Origin of the sequence: Streptomyces sp. BK208, assembly GCF_004364245.1 — a bacterium.
Taxonomy (GTDB): Bacteria; Actinomycetota; Actinomycetes; order Streptomycetales; family Streptomycetaceae; genus Streptomyces.
The window spans coordinates 215,770-240,376 of the sequence record NZ_SOAV01000009.1; the positions used below are offsets into that span (position 1 = coordinate 215,770).

A 24,607-nucleotide genomic window follows, 5' to 3' on the forward strand; every position below is an offset into this window, starting at 1 on the left:
ACCGGTCGGCGGGCGCGTGCGCCCGCCGATGGTCACCGAGGCCGGTAGGCGGTGGCCAGTACGGAGACGGTGACCTGATCGGGCAGGACGCCGCCCTCGGTCAGATCCGCCCGGCTCACGTGGCGTGCACTCGGCGTCATCGCCACCAGGTCCAGGGCGTCCGGCCCGGCCAAGGACACGGAGTACTCCACCTGTTCGGTAACGGCGACCTCGAAGAAGGGGTTGAGCGCCCGGTGCAGGCGCTGTTCCTTGGCCGGGTCGACCGTGACCATCGCAGGCACCCGGCCGCGCAGCTCGGCCAGGTGCCGCCCGGTGGGGCGGACCACGATCAGCCGTCCGGCGGGGCGCAGTACGCGGTGGAACTCGGCAGGGTTGCGTGGGGCGAACACGTCCAGCACGACATCGGCCGCCGCGTCGGCAAGCGGGAAGGGGCGGAAGACGTCCCAGGTGACCGCGGCGGCCCGGTCGTGGGCGCGGGCCGCCGAGCGCAGCGCGCGCACCGATGTGTCCAGTCCCAGACCACGGGCGCCGGGCAGCCGGTCGAGTACGCCGGCCAGGTAGTAGCCCGTGCCGCACCCCACGTCGACCACGGTGCCCCGCTCGGGCACGGCGTCGGCCGCCAGGCGGGCGGCGATGTCGCGGACGGGCGCGTAGGCGCCGGTGGACAGGAACCGGTCCCGGGCCTGGACCATCGCCGCGTCGTCGCCGCTGGTGGCGCGGGTGCCCGTCAGCAGGCCGGTGTAGCCGTGGCGGGCGATGTCGAAGGTGTGGCCCACCGGGCAGCGCAGTGCGCCGTGGTCGGGGTGCAGGCGGTGCGTGCGGCACGTCGGGCAGCGCAGCAGGTCGAGAAACAGATCGAGGGCAGGGGGAAACGACACGGGCACGAGGCACTCCTGGCACGGGGTGAAGGGAGGGGACCGTGCCTGCGCGCTCAGCGCGTCACCGCCTCAGGAAGGAACGGGCAGCGTCCGGCCGTGATGCACGCGGCAGGCACACCGAGGAGGGCGACGCCGTCCGGCATCGCCCTCAGTGCCTTCCGATCACAGGAAGCAGCAGTGCGGGGTGCTCATGAATGCCACGCCACGAGTCTACGAGCACGGCAGAGCCCTTCATGCCCGTACGGACGGCGGACAGTTCCGCGCCGGTCACGAACGCCCGCAGCGCTGCGGCGTCCACGCCTCGACCTGGACTGCACAACTGCCGGTTGTGGCTGACGGGAGGCGGGGTTGTTTGATCCAGTGTTCCGCGCGGTGATGGGATCAGCGCATGTCTACCCGCACAGAGCAGGTCATGTACATCCGGACGCCGGAGTTCACGCGCTACGCGGAGAGGGTCGCGGAGGTGACCGATGCGACATCTCGACTGAACGTACTCCCGTTCAGCGACGCCGAGGGCCGCGCCGAACTGCTTTCCGTCGTCTTCGGTGGCCCGCTGCCGGAGTCGGTGGTCATCTACCCGCCGTTCTTCACCGAGCACGGACTCAACACGACGTTCGAGGGGAAGGCCTTCGTCAACCAGGGATGCACCTTCATGGACAAGGGAGGCATCCGCATCGGGAACGGCGTCATGATCGCCCCGAAGGTCAGCCTCATCACCGGGGGTCATCCGCTGCCCCTGGCCGAGCGCCGCGAGCACCTCTCCTTCGCCCCGATCGTCATCGAGGACGACGTCTGGATCGGGACGGCCGCCGTGATCACGCAGGGGGTGACCCTCGGCACCGGTTCGGTGATCGCCGCCGGTGCGGTGGTCACGCGTGACGTTCCGGCCGGCACCATGGCCGCGGGAGTGCCCGCCCGGGTGATCAAGAGGATCGACTGACCCGGGCCGGGTCGGGTCAGCTGCCCGGCTCACGGCGGTGGTGGCTCAGAGCAGCGTGGGGGGCGTGTCCCGGGTCCGCACGCTCGGTGCCGGTGTCGATGAGGATCTGTTCCGCCGGCGTCTGACTGCCGGCTCGAACGGCTGCGGCCATTGCGGCGCGCGCGGCGTCGGGCAGGGTGTGCGGCGGAACCACCAGAAGGGAGAACAGATCGTTGCCGCCCCTGGTGATGAGGACGGTGTCATCTCCGACCGGGAAGGAGTCGATGTGGACGACACGGCCGTCGATCGTCATCCGCGTCGGCAGTTCGTCCCAGGCGTCCCTGTCCAGGCCGACGCGGGTGATGGGCCCGAGGTACCCCGACAGCGCCGAGACGAGGCTGGGGAGTTCATCGGTGAGGTCGCGGGAGCGGGGCCACCATGCCCCGTCGAGCGTGCCCTTGCGGTCATGGGTCGTCTCAAGCCGCACCACGGCGCTTCCCGGTCGTGGAACGGCCTGGTGCACGGCGTCGGGCAGAAGTCCGGTCACCAGCGGGGAATCGGGCTCGGACATCGCACTCGCCTGCCTCCCGGGAACGGCAAACCGAGATCCTCCTGGGTTCACGGTACTCCGCTCTCGGCTGCTCAGGATTTGCACCGGTGAGGTCGCAGGCGACGAGAGCGTCCACTCCCACGCCTCGCAGCGCTCGCAGGACAGGGTCCTGCCCCGGCGATGCGCAACCGTCCCTGGCGTCGATCGCCGTGCCGGTGGGGGCAAAGAGGACGCCGATGCCGCCGGAATCCACAAAACCCGCGCCGCTGAGATCCGCGACCGTCCGTGGGGATGCCGCACCGTCGGGTGCAGCAGGCCCTATGGGATCTGTGCGTCGCCGTGGACGCGGTGCACGGTGGCGTGCTGAACAGCGAGCCCACCGTCCCGAGAGCCCGTGCGGCCGGAGCGGGGAGGGTCGGCCGGCACGGATGGGAGACGGTCGGAACCGTGGCCCCGGATCGCCGTTTCCGCGACGAGCCGGTGGGCAGACGCGTCACCGTCCGCTTCGGTCCGTGCGACCGCCACGACGACGTTCCCGCTCGAGTGCCGTGTGTTCGACCGGGCCGGACCGGGCATGTGCCGGGCCGCCACGGGCAGAAGACGTACATCTTGCTTTCCAGCTAAGGCGGCACCGTGACGTCCTCCGTGAACGTCCCCTCGATCCGCGCTGTGCTCCCTGAAGTGACCGCCGGTGCCGACGGCCTGCCCTGGATCGAGGACGCGGGCAAGGTCGCTCCGCGCGACGCACGTGACCTGTCCCGGGTCTTCCTCGACCGGCTGCGGGTCCTGGAGGAAGGCACACCCGAGCACCAGTACGCGCGCAACACGCTCATCGAGATGAACCTCTCCCTGGTGGCCTTCGCGGCCCGCCGGTTCCGTAACCGGGCCAGCGGCGAGACCGAGGACATCCTCCAGGTCGGAACGATCGGCCTGATCAAGGCCATCGACCGGTTCGACCTGTCCCGCGAGGTCGAGTTCAGCTCCTTCGCCATCCCCTACATCGTGGGGGAGATGAAGCGTTTCTTCCGCGACACGACCTGGGCGGTACACGTCCCCCGCCGGCTGCAGGAACTACGTGTCACGCTCGCCAGGAGCAAGGAAGCACTCGCGACGGCGCTGAACCGGCAGCCCACCGTGGCCGAGCTCGCGGCCCATCTGGACCTCGCCGAGGAGGAGGTCGTCGAGGGTCTGGTCGCAGCGAACGGCTACGTCGCCGGCTCTCTCGACAGCCCGGCCGGAGACGACGAGAGCGACGCCACGGGTCCCCGGTACGCGGACATGGTCGGCGACGTGGACCCGGCTCTGGGCCTGTTCGAGGACCTGCACGCGCTCGGCCCGCTGCTGCAGGGCCTCGGCGAGCGGGACAGGGCCGTCATCGAGATGCGCTTCGGCCAGGAGATGACCCAGGCGGACATAGGCCGTGAACTGAACGTGTCGCAGATGCACGTCTCACGCCTCCTCAGCCGTATCCTCACCCGGCTCCGCACGGGCCTCCTGAGCCCGTGACCGTCCCTGGCCGCACCGCGTCCCGTCCGTCCCTCCCGGGCTGCGAGGACGTGCCGGAACGACCGGAGCCGGGTGAGGAGCCGGCCGACCGCTTCCGCCGCACCGCCCCGGGCGCCGCGCGGCTCTTCGCCCGGGCGGCGTTCCCGTCCGACAACCGCGCCGGCCTCGCCGAGGCCGGGGCACCGACGCCCGGCGCCCGGTGTTCCCGCGACCTGCCGGCCGGCCGGAGGTGAGCACGTTCGTGGACACGCGGATACCGGGGAGCGGGCGGGTCACGCCGAACGCCACGGGACACCGCCCCCGGCTCACCGCACCCGACGGAACCACCGCGGCCGTCGCCCTCCTCACGGGAGCCGTCCGGTGATGTACGGGACGAGCGGCGGAGAGGGCGGCCCCGTGAAGGACGAGGAGCCGGTGGATGAGCTGTCCCAGTTCTCCGCGCTGCTGGAGGACAGTGCCGAGGACCTGTACGAGCACGCCCCTGCGGCTACCTGTCCACCCGGCTGGACGGCCGGATCGCGAAGGTCAACGCCACCCTGCTGAACTGGCTCGGCCGTCGACGCGACGACCTGGTCGGCCGCAAGCGCTTCTCCGACCTGCTCACCGTGGGCGGCCGGCTCTACCACGAGACCCACTTCGCCCCCCTGCTCAGGATGCAGGGCGAGATCAGCGGCATCGCCGTGGAACTCGAGGCCGCCGACGGCACCCGGCTGCCCGTCCTGATCACCTCGGCGGTGAAAACGGGCAGCGACGGACGGCCGCTGCTGATCCGCACCACCGTCTTCGACGCCCGCGACCGCCGGGCCTACGAGACCGAGCTGCTGCGCGCCCGTCGGGAAGCGGACCGGGAACGCGACCGCCTGCAGACCCTGGCCGCCACCCTGCAGAAGACCCTCCTGCCGCCCACGCTGGTCGACGTCCCCGGTCTGGAAGTGGCCGCCCACTATCACATCGCGTCCGTGGACAAGGTCGGCGGCGACTTCTACGACCTCTTCCCCCTCGCCGCCGGCACCTGGGGTCTCTTCCTCGGCGACGTGTGCGGCAAGGGCGCCGCGGCCGCGGCCATCACCTCCCTGGCCCGCTACACCCTGCGCGCCGCCGCCGTCTACGACCCCGACCCGGCCGCGGTCCTCGGCAACCTCAACACGGTCCTGAACCACGAGTACAACGGAACCGACCCCCGCTTCTGCACCGTCGTCTTCGGCCTGCTCACCCCCGACCACGGCCGGGGCGGCTTCCGGATCACCCTGGCCAGCGGCGGGCACCCACCCGCCCTGCTGATGCGCGCCGACGGCACCGCCGACTTCCTGCCCACCCCCGGCGGCCAGCTCATCGGCGTCCTGCCCGACGCCTTCATCGCCACCACCACCGTCCGTCTCGCCCCCGGCGACACCCTGCTTCTGCACACCGACGGGCTGACCGAAGCGCACACCAACGCCACCGCGGGAGGCGAGGACCGCTACGGCGACGACGCCCTCCTGGACTTCGGCCGCGCCCTCGCCCCCACCACCGCCTCCCGCACCGTCGGAGCCGTCCGGGACCTGCTCGACACCTTCGGTACCGGCGTGGACGACGACACCGCCGTCCTCGCCGTCCACGCGCCACGACCCCCCAGTGAAGAGCAGCAGTGACCAAGCACCCGACCTTGCACACCCGCACCACCACCGCCGGGCCCGTCGTCGAGATCGCCGGAGACCTCGACTACGACACCGCCGACCAGGTCCGCGCCGGGCTGCTCGGCCTCGGTCTGCTCCCCGGTCAGCAGCTCGTCCTCGACCTCGGCAGCCTCTCCTGCTGCGACTCCAGTGGCATCAGCGTGCTCATCGCCGCCCGTAACCACGCCCTGGCCTCCGGTGCGGGCATCGCCCTGGCCGCGGTCCCCGACCGCCTGGACCGCACCTTCCGCCTCGTCGGTCTGGAGCGGACCTTCCCCACCCACCCCACCGCCGAAGCCGCCGAAGCCGCCTGGCGGCTTCGCGGCTGATCGGCCGGGAATGACGCACTCGTGGAGACGCGTCTGCGGCACCTCCACGAGTGCGAGTCCGCCAAGCTGCGGTCTCAACCCGACGTCCCGGCGGGCGAGTGCCCGAGCGGCGGGCAGGGAACCCACTTCGCGGGGACGAAGCCACCCCGACGGCTCGGGCCGGAGTGCCGCCGGTTCGGTACGGGTTCGGTACGTGCTACCGACCGTCACGCCGCCTTTACGCGGCGGAGGGTAGGCTGAGGCGGACCGAGGGCATCAGACACGCCGGTGACGGACCGGCTCCACCCCGGTGACCGACGGCGGCGTCATCGCTCAGAGCGGACTCCCCGCTCCCCGCCTCGCCCGTCCGTACCTCCCGTTCGCCGGCCCGGGCCGTCATGGCTCATGGCAGTCCCGTCCCCGGGATGCCGGGCGGCCTCCCCGGGATTCCGCCACCGGCCCGAAGGTCCGGCTGAGATTTCGGTCCGCCCCGCCCACGCTGCAGAAACCGCGACCGTGCCGTCGGGGACCCCCGTACGTACCCGACCGGCCACCTGCCCTCCCCGACGTACAGAGAGCGGAGACAGCGTCCCTGCCCGCGCTCCGGTCAAGGGAATGCCGGCCGCTGCGCTCCCGTCCGCGGCCCACCCCATCAGAGAGAACCCATGTGATCACCGCCCATGCGACCACGACAGCCCCGGCGGCCCCGGCCGCCGTGCCCCCGCTCCGCCTGCGCCTCGCTCCCCACGGCTCACTGCCGCGCCGCATCGACGGAGTGTGGTGGCCGCGATCACGCGACCTCCTGACGCAGCTTCCCCAGCTGCTCGCCGCACTGCCGACCGCGTGGGGCGACATCACCGGCGTCACGGTGAACTCGACCGCATGGTCCGTGGCACCGGGGCGCATGCTCGTCGCCAACCAGGTCGTACGCCTGAACCGGACCATGACACCGCGCGGCCCGAACACCATGGTCCTGATCTCTCCCGGCCGAGGCCGCTGGGATCTGCTGGTCGTGCCTCCGGACACCCCGGAGGAAGCCGCTGCCTCCCTCATGACCGGCGCGGGGACGTACCAGCCCGCGTCGCCCACCGCCGACGGAGGAGCCTGAAGACCGGCTTCGCCCCGGGCGACTCCCCCCACCCCGGCGGACGCTCCGCGTCATCCGCCCACCTCGCAGAGAGTTCCGCCGTCATGACCACCGTCCCGACCCGCACTCCGCCCGCCGACCGTCACGGCAGCGACTTCGCCCGCCTGTCCAGGAAGATCACCGAAGCCGGACTGCTGGGGCGCCGTCCCGGCTACTACACGGCACGGATCACCACGGTGGTGGGCCTCTACGCCATCGGCTGGACCGTTTTCGTGCTCGTCGGACCCTCGTGGTGGACGCTGACGATCGCCGTCCTCATGGCAGTCCTCTACGGGCAGGTGGCCCTGGTCGCCCATGACGTGGCCCACCGGCAGGTGTTCCGCCGCCGTCGCACCAGCGAGGTGTCCGGGCGTGCCGCCGGGGCGCTGATCGGGATGGGGTACGGCTGGTGGCAGGACAAGCACACCCGTCACCACGCCAACCCCAACACCGAGGGCCTCGATCCCGACATCGAGCCCGACGTCCTCGTGTGGTCCCAGGAGCAGGCCGCTGCCGCCACGGGACTGCCGCGCCTGCTCGGCCGCCGGCAGGCGTTCCTCTTCTTCCCGCTGCTCACGCTGGAGGGTTTCAACCTGCACGTGTCGAGCGGCAGGTCGATCACCAACCGTTCGCTCAAACACCGGACCCTCGACGGCATCCTGCTGTTCGCGCACTGCGCGGTGTACCTGACCGTCCTGTTCCTGGTGCTGCCGCCGGGCATGGCCTTCGCCTTTCTCGCGGTCCACCAGTGCCTGTTCGGCGTCTACCTCGGCTCCGTCTTCGCCCCCAACCACAAGGGCATGCCGATCCTGTCGGCCGAGGACCGGCCCGACTTCCTCCGCCGCCAGGTCCTCACCTCGCGCAACGTGGACGGTGGCCGGTTCACCGACCTCGCGCTCGGCGGCCTGAACCACCAGATCGAGCACCACCTGTTCCCCAGCATGCCCAGCCCCAACCTGCGCAAGGCCCGCACCATCGTCCGGCAGTACTGCCGGGACCTGGGCGTCGACTACGCGGAGACGGGGCTGATCGCCTCGTACCGACTGGTGCTCACGAGCCTGCACCGAGCCGGCACCCCCCTGAGGGAATCCGCGTCCGGGACCCGGCCGCGGTCCTGATGCCGGGCGTGTCCTGATGCCGGGCGCGGTCCTGATGGCGGGCGTCGAACCGCGGGTTTCCTCGGGGTGTGCGCGGCGCAGGCCGCGCCTCTCCCCCGGTCACGGAGAGGCGCCGGTCGTCACTGAGGGCGAGAGAAGCTGCCGGAGTAGAGTGATCAGCGCTCTGGTCCCGTCGCAGATCGAGGTCGCCATGGACTCCCCCGACACGCCCTCGCACGGCTACGCCGAGGTACAGGTCACTGCCGCGTCGCCCGAGGTCGCCCGGCGTGTGGCAGAGGTCCTGAGGCACTGCTTCGCCACCACCGAGCAGCGCAGTTATCCGGCCGGCACCGAGGGCGGGACCCGTCTCGAACTCACCGTGGACACCACTCGCGCTGCGGAGCCCGCCCGCTCCTGGCTGGAATCGAGCCGCTGGGGCGGTCACTCCGACCGGGAGCCCGGACGCGGCTGAGCCGGGTGCCGTACCGGGACACCGGGCGTCACCCCGACGCCGCGACGGCCCGCGGCGGCCGTGCACCCGCGACCCCACAGGCGGACCCGGTCGACCGGGCGATGTACGCGACCCGGTGCGAGGCCGGACGACTCACGCCGCCGGCGCTCCGCGACGCCGGCGGCCGCACCCGTGATCGCTTCTCGGAGACGACCTGACGAAGGTCGGTGGCGAAAGGCGGCGTACACCGTCGGGAACCGGGTATTCGGTGGTCCGCAGAGGAAAACTCGCCACTACCGAATACGGATACCAGCACCTCAGCAGTGACCGGTCGAGGCGTATGCCTGGCGGAATCAACGGTCGAGTTCCACTCATGCGCCTTCGCGTACTGGAAAACTCGAGAGGAAAGAATCGCAATGATCGTCATTGGCCTCATCCTACTGATCATCGGAATTCTGGCAGGAATATCCCTCCTGACGACGATAGGCGGGATCTTGATAGCCGTTGGTGCGGTTCTGTGGATCCTCGGTGCCACCGGGCGTGCCGTCGGCGGTCGAAAGCACTATTTCTGACTTAGGCGCCGGGAGCTTTCCCTTCCCGAGCCGTGAGCGCCATGAGCGGTTCCCGCTCGGCGCTCGAACCCCCCGGGTCTCGACCCGGGGGGTTCTCTGCCGTCAGGCCGGTGAGCGGGCGCCGCCCCGGCCGAGGCCGAGGCCGGAGCCGTGTGCGGCGCTCGTGGGCTCAGCCGAAGTTCACGTCACTGCACCACATGTAGGCCTGGTCGAGGTGCGAGGCCTGCCAGATCACGAACAGGACGTGGTGTCCGGTGTAGCCCGAGGTCTGGACGGGGAACGTGATGTCGTTCGCCGGGGCGTAACGGCCGGTCTGCGTGATGAAGTCGAGGTTGCCCCAGCCCAGGGTCTGGGTCTTCGGGTCGAAGCCCTGCTTGCTCACGTAGACCTTGAAGTAGTCGGCACCGTGGGACGCCTGGTCGTACAGGTGGACCGAGAAGTTGTTGCCGACGGTGGTGGTCTTCCACGCCCCGGGCTTGTTCAGACTGGCGTTCCTGGAGAGGTTGTTGCTGCAGAGCGTGCCGTCGGGCGTCTTCGCCTGGAACTGGCCGCCGAGGCCGTCGCGCAGTGCGCTCATCCAGTTCCACATGGTGTCGGCGTTGGCCTGGAAGGCCTGCCAGCACATGGGGTCTTCGGTCTGCATCGCCGGGTTCGTGTGGTTGCTGCCCCAGGTCTTCCAGCACTGGTACGCGCGGGAGGCGGGGCCGACGATGGTGCCGTGGGCCTGGGCGGGGGCCGACCAGGTCAGTGCGCCGGCTACCACGGCGAACAGCATGACGAGCGCCTGGAGAGGCCGACGGAGCGACGACCGCGAAGGCCCGGTTAACGGACTCTGTGTGCGCATGTGGGGGGAACTCCTTCCAGTGGCAAGGCTGTAATGGGAGCGCTCCCAACGGTAGGACCTCCGAGTGAAATGTCAATGCAACAAACAAAGTCGATCACGGGGCGCGTGAGGAGGCCGCGTGGACCTGCACGGATGCCCAACTCCCGGGATTCCAGGGCTCGGTGGGACGACCTTCCCGCCCCCGAGTCGGTCTCGACGGGCCACGTCGACACCGGGAACATGACTGGCCGAGGAAACCCGACCAGCACATCCGGAGGGGGCGTCGGCAGGCCGACCCGCCTCCACTCCACCGAGATGAGGTCCCATGACCCGGAACCGAGCCGCCGTCGGCGCGGCCGCCGTGATCCTGTCCACCGTCGGACTCGCCGCCGGTCCGGCAGCCGCCGCCACCCCAGCCACCGCCACCGCCACCGCCACCGCCACCGCCACCGAGGCGAAGGCACGCGTCGGAGCCGACTGGGCAACCCAGTCGATCGTCTTCACCGCGGCCGCGGGGCAGACCAACGACGTCGACATCTTCTCCATGTACACCAGCGACGGGATCCGGCGGATCGGCTTCACCGACGTCGTCCCGCTCCAACCGGGCGACCACTGTGCGTACTCCAGAGCCGAGGACACCACGTCCGTCGTCTGCGAGCTGCCGGCCGAGAGCTCCCGGCCCGACAGGATCGACGTCCTCCTCGGCGACGGCGACGACACGGTCGCCGCCTTCGACCCCGGGGTCGGCACCGTCCGCGGCGGCCCCGGCGACGACGAACTGCACGCCCACACCGCCCGTACGGTGCTGGGTGACGCGGGGGACGACATGCTCATGGGACCCGCCACCCTGAACGGCGGCGACGGCATGGACCACCTGATGGGCGACGACGGCGACCAGCGGATGTGGGGCGGTCCCGGCGACGACATGATCGAGGGCTACGGCGGTGACGACACCGTGTACGCCGGCCCCGGCGACGACCACGCCATGGGCGGGGACGGCCGGGACATCGTCCTCGGCGGCCCCGGCGACGACACTCTGGACGGCGAGGGCGGCGACGACCTGGTCTGCGGCGGCCCGGGGCAGGACACCGTCGAAGGCGGCCCCGGCCGCGACATCGTCCTCCGCTAGGCCCACGCGCCACCGCCGTACCCACACCCGTATCCACGCCCGGCCGCACACCCGTATCCGCACCTGAGGACTCCGGCCCGCGGCGCGAACAGCGTCGCGGGCGCCGAGCAGTGCTCTCCCCCTGCCGAGCAAACAGTTGGCTAGCCACATAATCGGTGGTACTTTTATGTGGCTAGCCACGGAAGTGGCGGGCGCAACGGACCCCACGTCAGGAGAACAGTCATGAAGGCCATCGTTTTCGATGCGTTCGGCGGTACCGAGGTCCTGCACGAGGCGGAGATCGCGCTCCCCGAGCCCGGGCCCGGCCAGGTCCGCGTGCGGGTCCGCGCCGTCGGGGTGAACCCGGTGGACGGCAAGATCCGTTCGGGGATCATGGAGGCCATCTTCCCCACCACCCTGCCCGCCGTGCCCGGCGGGGAGATCGCGGGCGTGGTCGACGCGGTCGGGGCGGACGTCGATCACCTGAAGGTGGGCGACGAGGTGCTGGGCTGGTCCGACACCGGTTCCTACGCCCAGTACGCCCTCGCCCCGGCCTCGGTCCTCGCCGCCAAGCCGGCCGGCCTGGACTGGACCCACGCCGCCGCGCTGCCCGTGGCGAGCGACGGCGCCGAACGCGTGCTGGACCTGCTGGGCGTCGGTGCGGGCGAGACCCTGCTGATCCACGGGGCCTCGGGCGCGCTCGGCACCATCGCCGTGCAGCTCGCCGTCGCCCGCGGCGCCCGGGTCATCGGTACCGCCGGGGCGGGCAACCAGGACTACGTCACCTCGCTCGGCGCGACCGCGCTGGTCTACGGGGACGGCCTCGTCGAGCGGGTCCGCGCACTCGCTCCCGAAGGCGTGGACGCGGTCTTCGACGCGGCCGGCAAGGGCGCGTTGGAGGACTCCGTCACCCTGCGCGGCGGCACCGACCGGATCGTCACCACCGCCGACTTCCGCGCCCGCGAACTCGGCGTCGTCTTCGCCGAGGGGCCCCAGCGCCGTTCCGCGGCGCGTCTCGCCGAGATCGCCCGGCAGGCGGCGGACGGCAGACTGGTCACCACGGTCGGCGCCGCCTACCCGCTGGCACAGGCCGCCCAGGCGCAGCAGGCCAGCGACGCGGGCCACAACCGGGGCAAGATCGTCCTCACCGTCAACTGAACGACCACTGCCACCGCGGTGGCCGAGGGAGCAGCCATGTCCGGTTCCACGTCGTCCCAGCCGCCGTCGGCGGCGAGCGAGGGACGGTTGAGCTACGCCGTCTTCCAGCTCGCCCGCGCCCACCGCGGCCATGCCGCCGCCATGCTGCGTGCCATGAACCTGCACCCGGGCCAGGAGCTGCTGCTGATGCAGCTCTTCGACCGGGACGGTCAGACCCAGGCCGAACTGCTGGAGCAGGTGGGCCTGGACCACTCCACGGTCTCCAAGTCGCTGCGCCGCATGCAGGAGGCGGGGCTGCTCACCCGGGAGCCCGCCCCCCACGACCGGCGGGTCATGGTGGTCCACCTCACCGATGCCGGGCGCGCTCTGCGGGAGCCCATCGCCGACATGTGGCGCACCCTGGAGCGGATCTCCGTGCGGGACCTGACCCCTGAGCAGGTCGACGTGTTCACCGGGTGCGCGCGTGTGATCGAAACGTCGATCAGGGAGCACGGCCGGCCGGCGACCGAGGGGTGACCCCGCGCGGCCGAGCGGTCGCTTCCGCCGCTGTTCTATCTTGGCGGCCATGCAGGCATACACGATCGGCCAGGCGGCCCGGCTGCTCGGCGTCAGTCCGGACACCGCGCGGCGGTGGGCGGACGCGGGACGGGTGGCGACCCATCGCGACGAGGGCGGGAAGCGGCTCATCGACGGGAAGGACCTGGCGGCGTTCTCCGTGGAGCTCGCACAGGGCGGGAGCGGGGAGGAGGACACCTCCTGCACGTCGGTGCGCAACGCCTTTCCCGGCATCGTCACCGCGATCAAGCTGGGGGACGTGGCAGCCCAGGTGGAGATCCAGGCCGGCCCGCACCGGCTGGTCTCGCTGCTCACGCGGGAGGCCGTGGAGGAGTTGGGGCTGGAGGTCGGCGTGGAGGCCACCGCCCGGGTGAAGTCGACGAACGTGCACGTCGATCGGGTCTGATCCGGTCCGGTGGCCGGTGGGGTCCTGCAGTCCGGCCGGTCCGGTGGCCGGTGGGGTCCTACAGTCCGGCCGGTCCGGTGGCGGGCGCCGGTGGTCCCGGGCGCGGCTGCGGCCCTCGGTGTCCGGGGACGTCTCAACGGGGTGCGCGCGCCGTGGGGTAGCCGCCGTCGACGCGGATCGTGTCGACGGCGCCGACGTGGCGGCCGCCGCAGCGGTCCTGGGGCAGCACCGGTTGCGGGCCGACGCGGTCGAGCGGGGTGCCGTCCAGGGGGACGGCGAGCAGGACGGGGGCACGGCCGAAGTCCGGGTCGATCTCCGCCCAGGACAGCAGCGCCCGGTGGCCGTCGGCGCCGTGCACGGAGATCAGGAAGCGCAGCCGGTCCTTGCGGCGGGCGGGGTCGAAGGCCGGGGCGCTGTCGCTGAGGACGTCGTGCAGGAGCGGTCCGGTGAAGCGGTGGCGGCGGATGCCGCCGGTGGCGCACTCGAAGGCGACCTGCGCGGTGTGCTGGGGCCTGGCGAGCAGGTCGGACACCGTCAGCCGGCCCGGCCGGGCCAGGTCGCCGGTGAGGACGATCTCGGCCGGGGGGCCGGGTGCCGTACCGGCGGCTGCGGGGGACTGACTCACGGGCTGCCACCTCCCGCCGTCTCCGTACCCGGCAGACCCCGCCGCACAAACGCGCCGTACGAACGCACATGCCAGGGGAAGAGTTCCGAGGGGCTGCTCATGCTAAGCGACAGGAGACTTCTGGCTCGCATCTGCGGCAGTATGCTCGGCGTATGTTCTGGTCAGGAACTTGAGGGAGTGGACCCGTGATGACCCGTTCCGCGCGCCGGACCCGCCGGATGCTCCAGGTGACCGGCGCAGGTGCCGCCGCGCTGCTGACCCTGAGCGCCTGCTCGTCCTCCGACTCCGGCTCCGGCTCCGACGCGGAGGCCGGCGGTTCGGACAAGCTGTCCGGGACCGTGAACGTCTTCGCCGCGGCCTCGCTGACGGAGAGCTTCACCGAGCTGGGCAAGGAGTTCGAGAAGCAGCACCCCGGCACCAAGGTCGTCTTCAACTTCGGCGGCAGCGACTCGCTCGCCGCGGGCATCACCAACGGGGCCCCGGCCGACGTGTTCGCCTCCGCCAGCCCCAAGACCATGAAGGTCGTCACCGACGCGGACGCCGCCGCCGGGACGCCGGCCACCTTCGTCCGCAACCGGCTGGAGATCGCCACCCTGCCCGGCAACCCGGACGAGGTCGCCTCCCTGAAGGACCTCACCGGGGACGGTCTGAAGGTCGTCCTGTGCGACAGGACGGTGCCGTGCGGCGCGGCGGCCCAGAAGGCGCTGACCGCCGCCGGCCTGAAGCTCACCCCGGTCTCCTACGAGGAGGACGTGAAGTCGGCGCTCAACAAGGTGGTCCTCAAGGAGGCCGACGCCGCCGTCGTCTACAGGACGGATGTGCGGGCGGCCGGTGACAAGGTGGAGGGCGTGGAGTTCCCCGAGTCGGCGAAGGCCGTCAACGACTATCCGATCACGCTGCTCCAGGACGCCCCCAACACGGCGGCCGGCAAGGCGTTCATCGCGCTGGTGCGGTCCGCCGAGGGGCAGAAGGTGCTGACCGGGGCCGGGTTCACCGCCCCGTGACCGCTCCGCTCGAGTCAGGTGCCGCACCCGGCCCCCGTCCGGGTGGGCCGCGGCGCCGCCGTGTCCGGCCGGGGGGCCGGGTGCGCGGCGGCGCGGCTCCCCTGCCGCTGCTCGTGCCCGCGCTGATCGGCCTGGCCTTCCTGGTCCTCCCGCTGGTCGCGCTGCTGATCCGGGCGCCCTGGGCGAGCATGCCCGAGCTGCTGACCAGTACCGAGGTGTGGCAGGCGCTGCGCCTGTCGCTGATCTGCGCCACGGCGGCGACCGCGGTGAGCATGGTGATCGGCGTGCCGCTGGCCTGGCTGCTGGCCCGGGTGGAGTTCCCGGGACGCGGTCTGGTCCGGGCCCTGGTGACGCTGCCTCTGGTGCTGCCGCCGGTGGTGGGCGGTGTCGCCCTGCTCATGGCCCTGGGCCGCAACGGGGTCGTCGGGCAGTGGCTGGACTCCTGGTTCGGGATCACGCTGCCGTTCACCACCGCCGGCGTGATCCTCGCGGAGGCGTTCGTGGCGATGCCGTTCCTCGTCATCAGCGTCGAGGGCACCCTGCGCGCCGCCGACCCCCGCTACGAGGAGGCGGCCACCACCCTCGGCGCCTCCCGCTTCACCGCGTTCCGCCGGGTCACGCTGCCGCTGATCGCGCCCGGGATCGCCGCCGGTGCCGTGCTGGCCTGGGCGCGGGCGCTGGGCGAGTTCGGGGCGACGATCACCTTCGCCGGGAACTTCCCCGGCCGCACCCAGACCATGCCGCTGGCGGTGTACCTCGCCCTGCAGAGCGACCCGGAGGCCGCCGTCGCCCTCAGCCTGGTCCTGCTGGCCGTCTCCATCGCCGTACTCGCCGGACTGCGCGACCGCTGGATGACCGCCTCATGACCGACACGGAGCAGACCGCCGAGGGCACGGACGCCGGGGCCCAGGGGCTCGACGCCCGGCTCGTCGTCGAGCGGGACGCCTTCCGCCTCGACGTGGCCCTGACGGCGGCCCCCGGCGACGTCGTCGCGCTGCTCGGCCCCAACGGCGCCGGGAAGACCACCGCCCTGCGCGCCCTCGCCGGTCTCGTCCCGCTCTCGGACGGTCATCTGCGGCTGGACGGCGTGGAGCTGGACCGTACGCCGCCGGAGTCCCGGCCGGTCGGGGTCGTCTTCCAGGACTACCTGCTCTTCCCCCACCTGACCGCGCTCGACAACGTCGCCTTCGGGCCGCGCTGCCGGGGCGCGAGCAAGGCGCAGGCCCGCGCGCAGGCCGCCGGCTGGCTCGACCGCCTGGGCCTCGCCGGCCACGCCGGCGTCCGGCCGCGCCGGCTCTCCGGCGGCCAGGCCCAGCGCGTCGCCCTCGCCCGGGCCCTGGCCACCCACCCCCGGCTGCTGCTCCTGGACGAGCCGCTCGCCGCCCTCGACGCCCGCACCCGCCTCGACGTCCGCGCGCAACTCCGGCGCCACCTGGCCGACTTCGAGGCCGTCGCCGTACTCGTCACGCACGACCCCCTGGACGCGATGGTCCTCGCCGACCACCTCGTCGTCGTCGAGGACGGCCACGTCGTCCAGGAGGGCACCCCCTCGCACATCGCCCGCCACCCGCGCACCGACTACATCGCCCACCTGGTCGGGCTCAACCTCTACCGGGGGCGGGCCGAGGGCCACACGGTACGGCTCGACGACGGGCCCGCGATCACGACCACCGAGGCGCTGTCCGGGCCCGCCTTCGTCGCCTTCGCGCCCAGCGCCGTCACCCTGCACCGGGACCGTCCCACCGGCTCCAGCGCCCGCAACGTGTGGCGCTGCGAGGTGGCCGGCCTGGAGACCCACGGCGACCGGATCCGCGCCGACCTCACCGGTGAACTCCCCCTCGCCGCCGACCTGACCACCCTCGCCGCCGCCGAGCTGGGCCTGCATCCGGGCGCTGTCGTCTGGGCCACGGTGAAGGCCACCCAGACCCACGCCTACCGCGACTGACGGGGTCCGCCGCCGGGCAGACCGCGTGGACCGGGCGGCCTCCCGCGAAATGTCCGTGCTTGGTAACGGACGGATCCCGCGGCCGCCTTCTCCCGTCCTGTCATGTGGTCCCCGGCGTGAACGGGGACCGGCGGCGAGGTACTACGCGAAGGCGGGGCGGCGGACATGGCGCGGCACGGTGGTGGACGGGGCTGGTACGGCAAGGTGGTCGGGGCGGCGCTCGGCGTGACGGTGCTCGCCGGCGCCGCCTCGATGTGGACCGCGCAGGCCGATTCCGTGGGCGGCGACCCCGCACCCCGGGTATCCGCGTCGACCGCTTCGGGCAACGGCGCCGAGCCCGTCGGCACCGCCATCGCCCACGCCTCGGACGCGGGGCCGCGGGGCGTCAACATCACCGTCGACGACGGCCCCGACCCGGCGTGGACGCCGCAGGTGCTCGACCTGCTCGACGCGTACGGAGTGAAGGCGACCTTCTGCATGACGGGCCTTCAGGCGCAGGCCCACCCGGACCTGGTGAAGGACGTCGTCGCGGCCGGGCACCGGCTGTGCGACCACTCGGTGTCGCACGACACCGCCATGGACCGGAAGTCCGAGGCCTACCAGTCCAAGGAGATCCTCGACGCCGAGCGCATGATCACCGAGGCGTCCGGGGGCGTACGGCCGATGTACTACCGGGCGCCCGGCGGGGCGTTCACCCCCTTCAGCCGCGAGCTGGCCGCCTCCCGGGGCATGCGCCCGCTGGGCTGGAACGTGGACACCAAGGACTTCGAGCGGCCGGGCACGGACGCCATCGTCACCACCGTGCAGCGCGAGCTGCCGAACGGGCCGACGATCCTCTTCCACGACGCCGGGGGCGACCGCACCCAGACCGTCGAAGCGCTGCGGCGGGTCCTGCCCCGGCTCCAGGAGCAGGGCTACGCCTTCGGCTTCCCGGTGCGCTGAGTGCGGCTGCCGCTCAGACCGCCGGGGCCGGCTCCGGGCTCCTGGGCGCGACCGGGCGGCGGCGGCTCGGGACGCCGAGGGTCGGGTTGGCGACGCCCCAGGCCGCCGACCGGCAGACCAGTTCCTTGTAGACGGCGGCGAGCCGTCCGGTCAGGGCGGCGCTCACCGCGCGGTCGTCGGCCGTGACGTACTGGATCAGGCCCTGCCTGCGGCCCAGGGAGATGCACTGGTTGAAGTAGCGGGGCGTCACCTCCGGCAGCTTCCGGCCGGTCAGGCGGGCCGCGACGGCGTCGGCCGCCTGCCAGGCGCTGGGGACGCCCGAGGCGCACGACATCCGCAGGGGCTTGCCGCCGGGGCCCGCAGCCAGGGCCGCGTCGCCGACGGCGTACACGTCCGGGTGGGACACCGAGCGCATCGTCGCGTCGACCACGATCCGGCCCGAGTCCGTGACGTCCAGCGTGGTGGCCTTCGTCATGGGGTCGACGGCGAACCCGGTGGTCCACACCGTGACGTCGGCCGGGACACTCGTGCCGTCGGCGGTGACGACGCGGTCGGCGCCTACCGAGGTGACGGTGGCGTTCTCGCGCACCGTGATGCCGAGGTCGGTGAAGACCTTCCGCAGGTGGCGGCGGCCCCTGGGCGAGAGCCAGTCGCCGAGGCCGCCACCGGCCGTGAGCGTCACGTCCAGGTCCGGCCGGGCCTCGGCGATCTCGGACGCGGCCTCCAGGCCGGTGAGCCCGCCCCCGACCACCACCACGGACCGGCCCGCCTCCAGAGCGGCCAGCCGGGCCCGCAGCCGCAGCGCGCCCGCCCGGCCGGCGATCTCGTGGGCGTGCTCCACCACGCCCGGCACGTCCTGGTGGTTCCAGGCGCTGCCGAGGGCGTAGACGAGGGTGTCGTACGCCAGTTCACCGGCGCCGTCCTGATCGGTGACGGCCACGGTCCTGCGGTCGACGTCCACACCGGTGACCGTCGCGATCCGCAGGTCGACGCCGGTGCCCGCGAACATCTCGGCGAGGGGCCGGGGCTCGACGTCCTGGCCGGCCGCGAGCTGGTGCATCCGGACGCGCTCGACGAAGTGCGGCTCGGCGTTGACGAGGGTGATGGCCGCGTCGGCGCGGCGCAGGCGCCGGGCGAGCCGCCCGGCGGCGACGGCCCCGGCGTATCCGGCGCCCAGGACGACGATGCGGTGCTGCGTGGCGTGCTGCATGACGGGCTCCCTTGTCTCGGCCGCTGAGGCTCTCCAGCGGGACTCGCCCCTTGAACCGGGCAGCCCGCCGATTCCTGACAGCCGTCGGACGTGACGTGCGTCACTCACCGGCCGGAGGGTGCCGGGGGACGGCGCAGGCCGCTCCGGGAAGGACGGCGGAGGGGGTCAGAAGGCGCGGAACAGGGGTTCTCCGTGGTCGGTGGCCGCCCACTGCCGCGTGGCGCGTTCGAGCTTGTCGGGGTTGACCTGGTTGCGGAAGCCCGCGATGCCCTCGGGGGTGACCTCCAGGCACATGATCCCGACGACCCGGCCCCGCACGACGGCCACCACGGCGGGGTCGCCGTTGGCGGTGGCGGCATGGATCTCCGCGGTGCCGCCGACCAGGTCGCGCTTGGCCTTGCCCGGCTTGAACAGGCCCCGCAGGAACGTCGCCACGGCACTCGCACCCTCGAACGCCTTGGCGCGGGCCGGGACCTTCCCGCCCCCGTCGCCGATCGACACGGCGTCCTGGGTGAGCAGACGGACCAGCGGTTCGGTCCGGCCGCTGGTGGCCGCCGTGAGGAACTCGTCGACGATCCGCCGGGCCGCGGCCTCGTCGATCTCCGTGCGGGCCCTGCCCTGCGCGACGTGCTTCCGGGCACGGTGCAGGGTCTGCTGGCTGGCGTCCTCGGAGATGTCGAGGATCTCCGCGATCTCCCGGTGCGTGTACTGGAACGCCTCGCGCAGCACGTACACCGCCCGCTCGCCCGGTGAGAGCCGCTCCAGCAGCGCGAGCACCGCGAGGGAGACCGACTCGCGCTGCTCGGCCGTCTCCGCAGGGCCGAGCATGGGGTCGCCGGTGAGCAGCGGCTCGGGCAGCCACTGGCCCACGTAGGTCTCACGCCGTGCACGGGCGGAAGTGAGCTGGTTGAGACAGAGGTTGGTGAGGACCTTGGTCAGCCAGGCCTCGGGGACCTCGACGCGCTCCACCTCGGCCGCCTGCCAGCGCAGGAACGTCTCCTGCACGGCGTCCTCCGCCTCGCTCGCCGAGCCGAGGAGGCGGTAGGCGATGGCCTCCAGACGCGGCCTGGAGGCCTCGAACCGTTCCACGTCGCTCATGGTCAGGGCCATGGCCCGGATCATAGCCATTCCCCGGGACCGCGCCTCAGCGCCCGGCCGCCCGCCCCTTCAGGTCCCTCAGCGCGACGTTCAGTTCCAGGACGTTCACCCGCGGCTCACCGATGAAGCCGAGGGTGCGGGAGGCGGTGTGCTCGTCGACGAGCCGCCGGACGCGCTCGACGGACAGGCCGTTGCGCTCCGCGACCCGGCGCACCTGGAGGCCGGCGTACTCGGGGGAGATGTGCGGGTCCAGACCGGAGCCGGAGGAGGTGACGGCGTCCGCGGGCACGTCCGAGGGCCGCACGGGGTGGCCGGGCACGGAGTTGTCCTCGACCACGCTCTTCCTGGCCTGCGTCACCCAGGCCAGGAGGTCCGCGTCGTCGGCGGAGCGGTTGGTGGCGCCGGACAGGAGGAGGTCGTACCGGGTGTTGACGGTGTTGGTGCCGAGGCCGCCCCGCGGACGGCCCTGGAACCACCGCAGGTCCGGCTCGGGGGCGCTGTGCCCGTCCGCCGTGGGCAGGTCGTACGCCTGGCCGATGAGGGACAAGCCGACGACCCGGCCGTCGGCCGCCTCGATCCGCGAGCCGTTCGCCTGCGCGGGGAACAGGGCCTGGGCGGCGCCGGTGACGGCGAGCGGGTAGACGACGCCGGTGACCACGGTCAGGACGAGCAGCGCGCGCAGGCCCGCTCCGAGCAGCCGGGCGGCGCTGGTGAGGGAAGTGTTCATGTCGGTCAGCCGATCCCGGGGAGGAGCGAGACGATCAGGTCGATGAGCTTGATGCCGGCGAACGGGGCGATCAGGCCGCCCAGTCCGTAGACGGCGAGGTTGCGGCGCAGCAGCCGGTCGGCGCTCAGGGCCCGGTGGCGCACGCCCCGGAGCGCGAGCGGCACCAGGACGACGATGATCAGCGCGTTGAAGACCACCGCGGAGAGGATCGCGGAGTCCGGCGAGGACAGGCGCATGACGTTGAGCTTGTCCAGGCCCGGATGGACGGCGGCGAAGAGCGCCGGGATGATCGCGAAGTACTTGGCGACGTCGTTGGCGATGGAGAACGTCGTGAGCGCCCCGCGCGTGATCAGCAACTGCTTGCCGATCTCGACGATCTCGATGAGCTTGGTCGGGTCGGAGTCGAGGTCGACCATGTTGCCGGCCTCCTTCGCCGCCGACGTGCCCGTGTTCATCGCCACGCCGACGTCGGCCTGGGCCAGCGCGGGGGCGTCGTTGGTGCCGTCGCCGGTCATCGCGACCAGCTTGCCGCCGGCCTGCTCGCGTTCGATGAGCGCCATCTTGTCCTCGGGCGTGGCCTCCGCCAGGAAGTCGTCGACGCCAGCCTCGTCGGCGATGGCCCTGGCCGTCAGCGGGTTGTCGCCCGTGATCATGACGGTTCTGATGCCCATGCGGCGCAGCTCCGCGAAGCGTTCCCGCATGCCCGGCTTGACGACGTCCTTGAGGTGGACGACGCCCAGGACCCGTGCGCCGCGCTCGTCCTCCACCGCGACCAGCAGCGGCGTACCGCCCGCCTCGGAGATGCTCCGGGCGGTCGCCTCCGCGTCCCCGGCGACCGTGCCGCCCCGCTCCCCGACCCAGGCGACCACCGACCCCGTCGCGCCCTTGCGCACCTTGCGGCCGCCGGCGTCCACGCCCGACATGCGGGTCCGGGCGGTGAACGGGATCCACTCGGCGCCGACCGGTCCGCCCGGGCAGGGCCGGGTGAGCCCGTGCTCCTTCTCGGCGAGGGCGACGATCGAGCGGCCCTCGGGGGTCTCGTCGGCGAGTGAGGAGAGCCGGGCGGCGTCGGCGACCTCCGCCACGGTGACCCCGTGCACCGGGACGAACGCGGCCGCCTGCCGGTTGCCCAGCGTGATCGTGCCGGTCTTGTCGAGGAGCAGCGTGGAGACGTCGCCGGCGGCCTCGACGGCGCGGCCCGAGGTGGCCAGCACGTTGCGCCGGACCAGGCGGTCCATGCCCGCGATGCCGATCGCGGAGAGCAGGGCGCCGATCGTGGTCGGGATGAGGCAGACCAGCAGGGCCACCAGCACGACCAGGCTCAGACGGGCGCCGGCGTGGTCGGCGAAGACCGGGAGGGTGGCACAGGCCAGCAGGAAGACGACGGTGAGCGAGGCCAGCAGGATGTTCAGCGCGATCTCGTTCGGCGTCTTCTGCCGGTCCGCCCCCTCGACCAGGCGGATCATCCGGTCGATGAAGGTCTCGCCCGGCTCGGTGGTGATGCGGACGACGATGCGGTCGGAGAGCACCCTGGTCCCGCCGGTGACGGCACTGCGGTCGCCGCCGGACTCGCGGATGACGGGCGCCGACTCTCCGGTGATCGCCGACTCGTCGACCGAGGCGACCCCCTCGACGACGTCGCCGTCGCCCGGGATGACGTCCCCGGCCTCGCAGACGACCAGGTCACCGGCCGTGAGCCGGGTGCCGGGGACCGTGCTGCCGTCGACCCGGCGGGCGACGGTGCCGGTCCTGGCCCGGCGCAGGGTGTCGGCCTGGGCCTTGCCGCGGCCCTCGGCGACCGCCTCCGCCAGGTTGGCGAAGAGCACGGTCAGCCAGAGCCAGGCGCTGATGGCCCAGCCGAACGGGTCGCCGGGGTCGGTGAAGGAGAAGGCCGTGGTCAGGACGGAGCCGACCAGGACGACGAACATGACGGGCGACTTCACCATCAGCCGCGGGTCCAGCTTGCGCAGCGCGTCGGGCAGCGACGCGGCCAGCTGCGCCGGGTCGAAGAGGCCCGCGCCGAGGCGGCCCCGGCCCGGGTGGCGTCCGTGGGGTGCGTCGCCGTGCGGCGCCCGGGTGGGGGTGGCTGTGGACATGGCACCCTCGTGTTTCCGCGTCTCGTGTTTCCGCGTCTCGTGTCGGCGTGGGTCGGTTTTCCGCGTGTCGGTGGTCATGCCAGCCCCTCGGCGAGCGGGCCCAGGGCGAGGGCCGGGAAGTAGGTGAGGGCGGTGACGATCAGCACGGTGCCCACCAGCAGACCGCTGAACAGCGGCTTCTCGGTACGCAGGGTGCCCGCGGTGACCGGCACCGGCCGCTGGCCGGCCAGCGAGCCCGCGAGGGCCAGCACGAACACCATCGGCAGGAAACGGCCCAGCAGCATGGCGAGACCGAGGGTGGTGTTGAACCACTGGGTGTCGGCGTTCAGGCCCGCGAAGGCCGAGCCGTTGTTGTTCGCGGCCGAGGTGTAGGCGTAGAGGATCTCGGTGAAGCCGTGCGCCCCGGTGTTGGCCGTCGAGTTTCCCGGGGTGGGCAGGGCCGTCGCGGCGGCGGTGAGGACCAGCACCAGCGCCGGGGTGACCAGGAGGTAGCAGGCCGCGTACTTGATCTCGCGGATGCCGATCTTGCGGCCCAGGTACTCGGGCGTACGGCCGACCATGAGGCCCGCGACGAAGACGGCGATCACCGCCATGACCAGCATGCCGTACAGGCCGGACCCGACCCCGCCGGGCGCGATCTCGCCCAGCATCATGCCGAGCAGGGTGATGCCGCCGCCGAGGCCGGTGAAGGACGAGTGGAAGGAGTCCACCGCGCCGGTGGAGGTGAGGGTGGTGGACACCGCGAAGAGCGACGAGCCGCCGATGCCGAAACGGACCTCCTTGCCCTCCGTCGCCCCGCCGGCCGCCTCCAACGCGGGGCCGTGGTGGGCGAACTCGGTCCACATCATCAGGGCGGTGAAGCAGACCCAGATGGTCGCCATGGCGGCGAGGATCGCGTAGCCCTGGCGCGGCGAGCCGGTCATGACCCCGAAGGTGCGGGTCAGGGCGACCGGGATCAGCAGGATCAGGAAGATCTCGAACAGGTTGGTGAACGGCGTCGGATTCTCGAAGGGATGGGCGGAGTTGGCGTTGAAGTAGCCGCCGCCGTTGGTGCCCAGCTCCTTGATGACCTCCTGCGAGGCGACCGCGCCCCCGTTCCACTGCTGGGCGCCGCCCGTGAACTGCCCGACCTCGTGGATGCCGGAGAAGTTCTGGATCACTCCGCAGGCGACCAGCACCAGCGCGCCGGCCACGGCGATCGGCACCAGCACGCGGACGACCCCGCGGACCAGGTCGGCCCAGAAGTTGCCCAGTTCACCGGTACGGGACCTGGTGAAGCCGCGGACCAGGGCGACGGCCACGGCGATGCCGACGGCCGCCGAGACGAAGTTCTGCACGGCCAGGCCGGCGGTCTGCACGACGTGGCCCATGGCCTGCTCGCCGTAGTACGACTGCCAGTTGGTGTTGGACACGAAGGACGCGGCGGTGTTGAACGCCTGGTCCGGGTCGACGGAGACGAAGCCCAGCGAGCCGGGCAGGACGCCCTGGAGCCGCTGGAGCAGGTACAGGAAGAGGACACCGGCGAGGGAGAAGGCGAGGACGCCGCGCAGGTACGCGGGCCAGCGCATCTCCCGGTCCGGGTCGGCACCGACGGCCCTGTAGATCCACTTCTCCACGCGCCAGTGGGTGCCTGAGGAGTAGACCCGGGCCAGGTGGTTGCCGAGGGGTATGTGGGCGAGGGCCAGCGCGGCGACGAGCGCGAGCGCCTGGAGCACGCCGGCGAGGACGGGGCTCATCGGGTGCTCAGAACCTCTCCGGGTGGATCAGGGCCAGGACGAGGTAGCCGAGCAGGGCGACGGCCACGACCAGGCCGACGATGTTCTCCGCGGTCACAGCTTCGTCACCCCC

26 protein-coding genes and 1 pseudogene are annotated in these 24,607 nt (G+C 72.3%); 17 read left to right on the forward strand and 10 right to left on the reverse strand.

Translation table 11 applies throughout. The features are described from left to right. Positions 1-32: 32 nt before the first annotated feature. Positions 33-884 carry a methyltransferase domain-containing protein gene (locus EV562_RS22980; protein WP_208298404.1) on the reverse strand — a complete coding sequence of 284 codons (852 nt, stop codon included), beginning with the start codon at positions 882-884 and terminating at the stop codon, positions 33-35. 406 nt (positions 885-1,290) lie between these two features. Here EV562_RS22980 and EV562_RS22985 point away from each other — a divergent pair, with 406 nt between their 5' ends. After that, positions 1,291-1,818 carry a sugar O-acetyltransferase gene (locus EV562_RS22985; protein WP_133888861.1) on the forward strand — a complete coding sequence of 176 codons (528 nt, stop codon included), beginning with the start codon at positions 1,291-1,293 and terminating at the stop codon, positions 1,816-1,818. A gap of 16 nt (positions 1,819-1,834) precedes the next feature. Here the strand turns inward: EV562_RS22985 and EV562_RS22990 are convergent, their stop codons facing one another. Further along, a complete protein-coding gene (locus EV562_RS22990) occupies positions 1,835-2,368 on the reverse strand; it encodes a DUF5994 family protein (protein ID WP_133888712.1) in 534 nt (177 codons plus the stop codon). 624 nt (positions 2,369-2,992) lie between these two features. On the opposite strand from EV562_RS22990, the gene EV562_RS22995 reads away from it, so the two are divergent. The 8 genes and pseudogenes from EV562_RS22995 (at position 2,993) to EV562_RS23030 (ending at position 9,062) form a co-directional block, all read left to right on the forward strand. Next, positions 2,993-3,853 carry a SigB/SigF/SigG family RNA polymerase sigma factor gene (locus EV562_RS22995; protein WP_133888862.1) on the forward strand — a complete coding sequence of 287 codons (861 nt, stop codon included), beginning with the start codon at positions 2,993-2,995 and terminating at the stop codon, positions 3,851-3,853. After that, entirely contained in the window at positions 3,850-4,086 is a 237-nt protein-coding gene (locus EV562_RS23000; RefSeq protein ID WP_133888713.1) for a hypothetical protein, read from the forward strand. Before EV562_RS22995 ends, EV562_RS23000 begins: the two co-directional genes overlap by 4 nt. 130 nt (positions 4,087-4,216) lie before the next feature. Beyond that, a pseudogene (locus EV562_RS23005) lies at positions 4,217-5,484 on the forward strand (SpoIIE family protein phosphatase). Continuing rightward, positions 5,481-5,837 (forward strand): STAS domain-containing protein, encoded by a 357-nt coding sequence (locus tag EV562_RS23010; protein ID WP_133888714.1) that lies wholly within the window; start codon positions 5,481-5,483, stop codon positions 5,835-5,837. Before EV562_RS23005 ends, EV562_RS23010 begins: the two are co-directional and overlap by 4 nt. Before the next feature lie 646 nt (positions 5,838-6,483). After that, complete coding sequence (locus EV562_RS23015; protein WP_243860125.1) at positions 6,484-6,924, forward strand: DUF5994 family protein; 441 nt, start codon at positions 6,484-6,486, stop codon at positions 6,922-6,924. Positions 6,925-7,007: 83 nt separating this feature from the next. Next, positions 7,008-8,060 carry an acyl-CoA desaturase gene (locus EV562_RS23020; protein WP_133888715.1) on the forward strand — a complete coding sequence of 351 codons (1,053 nt, stop codon included), beginning with the start codon at positions 7,008-7,010 and terminating at the stop codon, positions 8,058-8,060. A 190-nt stretch (positions 8,061-8,250) separates the two neighbouring features. Continuing rightward, entirely contained in the window at positions 8,251-8,511 is a 261-nt protein-coding gene (locus EV562_RS23025) for a hypothetical protein (RefSeq protein ID WP_133888864.1), read from the forward strand. A gap of 395 nt (positions 8,512-8,906) precedes the next feature. Beyond that, the gene (locus EV562_RS23030; protein WP_133888716.1) at positions 8,907-9,062 is read left to right on the forward strand and encodes a DUF6131 family protein; all 156 of its coding nucleotides are present in this window, start codon (positions 8,907-8,909) and stop codon (positions 9,060-9,062) included. Between the two features lie 169 nt (positions 9,063-9,231). Here EV562_RS23030 and EV562_RS23035 read toward each other — a convergent pair whose 3' ends face one another. Continuing rightward, entirely contained in the window at positions 9,232-9,837 is a 606-nt protein-coding gene (locus EV562_RS23035) for a lytic polysaccharide monooxygenase (protein WP_133888717.1), read from the reverse strand. A 373-nt stretch (positions 9,838-10,210) separates the two neighbouring features. On the opposite strand from EV562_RS23035, the gene EV562_RS23040 reads away from it, so the two are divergent. The 4 genes from EV562_RS23040 to EV562_RS23055 all read left to right on the forward strand — a co-directional run bounded on the left by EV562_RS23040 (position 10,211) and on the right by EV562_RS23055 (position 13,112). Continuing rightward, positions 10,211-11,014: a calcium-binding protein gene (locus tag EV562_RS23040; protein ID WP_133888718.1), complete on the forward strand. Its 804-nt coding sequence runs from the start codon at positions 10,211-10,213 to the stop codon at positions 11,012-11,014. Between the two features lie 222 nt (positions 11,015-11,236). Beyond that, positions 11,237-12,151 carry an NADP-dependent oxidoreductase gene (locus EV562_RS23045; protein WP_133888719.1) on the forward strand — a complete coding sequence of 305 codons (915 nt, stop codon included), beginning with the start codon at positions 11,237-11,239 and terminating at the stop codon, positions 12,149-12,151. A gap of 36 nt (positions 12,152-12,187) precedes the next feature. Next, entirely contained in the window at positions 12,188-12,667 is a 480-nt protein-coding gene (locus tag EV562_RS23050; RefSeq protein ID WP_133888720.1) for a MarR family transcriptional regulator, read from the forward strand. Positions 12,668-12,716: 49 nt separating this feature from the next. After that, a complete protein-coding gene (locus EV562_RS23055) occupies positions 12,717-13,112 on the forward strand; it encodes a helix-turn-helix transcriptional regulator (protein ID WP_133888721.1) in 396 nt (131 codons plus the stop codon). A 133-nt stretch (positions 13,113-13,245) separates the two neighbouring features. Here the strand turns inward: EV562_RS23055 and EV562_RS23060 are convergent, their stop codons facing one another. After that, positions 13,246-13,737 carry a molybdopterin-dependent oxidoreductase gene (locus tag EV562_RS23060; RefSeq protein WP_133888722.1) on the reverse strand — a complete coding sequence of 164 codons (492 nt, stop codon included), beginning with the start codon at positions 13,735-13,737 and terminating at the stop codon, positions 13,246-13,248. Between the two features lie 188 nt (positions 13,738-13,925). Between EV562_RS23060 and modA the strand changes: the two genes are divergently transcribed. The 4 genes from modA (at position 13,926) to EV562_RS23080 (ending at position 17,628) form a co-directional block, all read left to right on the forward strand. Further along, entirely contained in the window at positions 13,926-14,741 is an 816-nt protein-coding gene (modA, locus tag EV562_RS23065; protein ID WP_133888723.1) for a molybdate ABC transporter substrate-binding protein, read from the forward strand. Further along, entirely contained in the window at positions 14,738-15,607 is an 870-nt protein-coding gene (gene modB, locus EV562_RS23070; protein WP_133888724.1) for a molybdate ABC transporter permease subunit, read from the forward strand. The genes modA and modB overlap by 4 nt, the downstream gene beginning before the upstream one ends. Then, positions 15,604-16,686 carry an ABC transporter ATP-binding protein gene (locus tag EV562_RS23075; protein WP_133888725.1) on the forward strand — a complete coding sequence of 361 codons (1,083 nt, stop codon included), beginning with the start codon at positions 15,604-15,606 and terminating at the stop codon, positions 16,684-16,686. The genes modB and EV562_RS23075 overlap by 4 nt, the downstream gene beginning before the upstream one ends. Positions 16,687-16,851: 165 nt before the next feature. Beyond that, positions 16,852-17,628, forward strand: a complete 777-nt coding sequence (locus tag EV562_RS23080; protein WP_133888726.1) for a polysaccharide deacetylase family protein — start codon at positions 16,852-16,854, stop codon at positions 17,626-17,628. A gap of 13 nt (positions 17,629-17,641) precedes the next feature. On the opposite strand, the gene EV562_RS23085 is transcribed toward EV562_RS23080, so the two are convergent. The 6 genes from EV562_RS23085 to kdpF all read right to left on the reverse strand — a co-directional run bounded on the left by EV562_RS23085 (position 17,642) and on the right by kdpF (position 24,592). Next, entirely contained in the window at positions 17,642-18,838 is a 1,197-nt protein-coding gene (locus tag EV562_RS23085; protein ID WP_133888727.1) for an FAD-dependent oxidoreductase, read from the reverse strand. 165 nt (positions 18,839-19,003) lie between these two features. Further along, positions 19,004-19,948, reverse strand: coding sequence for an RNA polymerase sigma factor SigJ (gene sigJ, locus EV562_RS23090; protein WP_133888728.1), 945 nt, complete (start codon positions 19,946-19,948; stop codon positions 19,004-19,006). Between the two features lie 34 nt (positions 19,949-19,982). Next, positions 19,983-20,663, reverse strand: a complete 681-nt coding sequence (locus EV562_RS23095) for a potassium-transporting ATPase subunit C (RefSeq protein ID WP_133888729.1) — start codon at positions 20,661-20,663, stop codon at positions 19,983-19,985. Positions 20,664-20,668: 5 nt separating this feature from the next. Further along, a complete protein-coding gene (kdpB, locus tag EV562_RS23100) occupies positions 20,669-22,759 on the reverse strand; it encodes a potassium-transporting ATPase subunit KdpB (RefSeq protein ID WP_166661953.1) in 2,091 nt (696 codons plus the stop codon). 74 nt (positions 22,760-22,833) lie between these two features. After that, positions 22,834-24,495: a potassium-transporting ATPase subunit KdpA gene (gene kdpA / locus EV562_RS23105; protein WP_133888731.1), complete on the reverse strand. Its 1,662-nt coding sequence runs from the start codon at positions 24,493-24,495 to the stop codon at positions 22,834-22,836. Between the two features lie 7 nt (positions 24,496-24,502). Beyond that, positions 24,503-24,592, reverse strand: a complete 90-nt coding sequence (kdpF, locus tag EV562_RS23110) for a K(+)-transporting ATPase subunit F (RefSeq protein ID WP_133888732.1) — start codon at positions 24,590-24,592, stop codon at positions 24,503-24,505. Positions 24,593-24,607 lie beyond the last annotated feature (15 nt).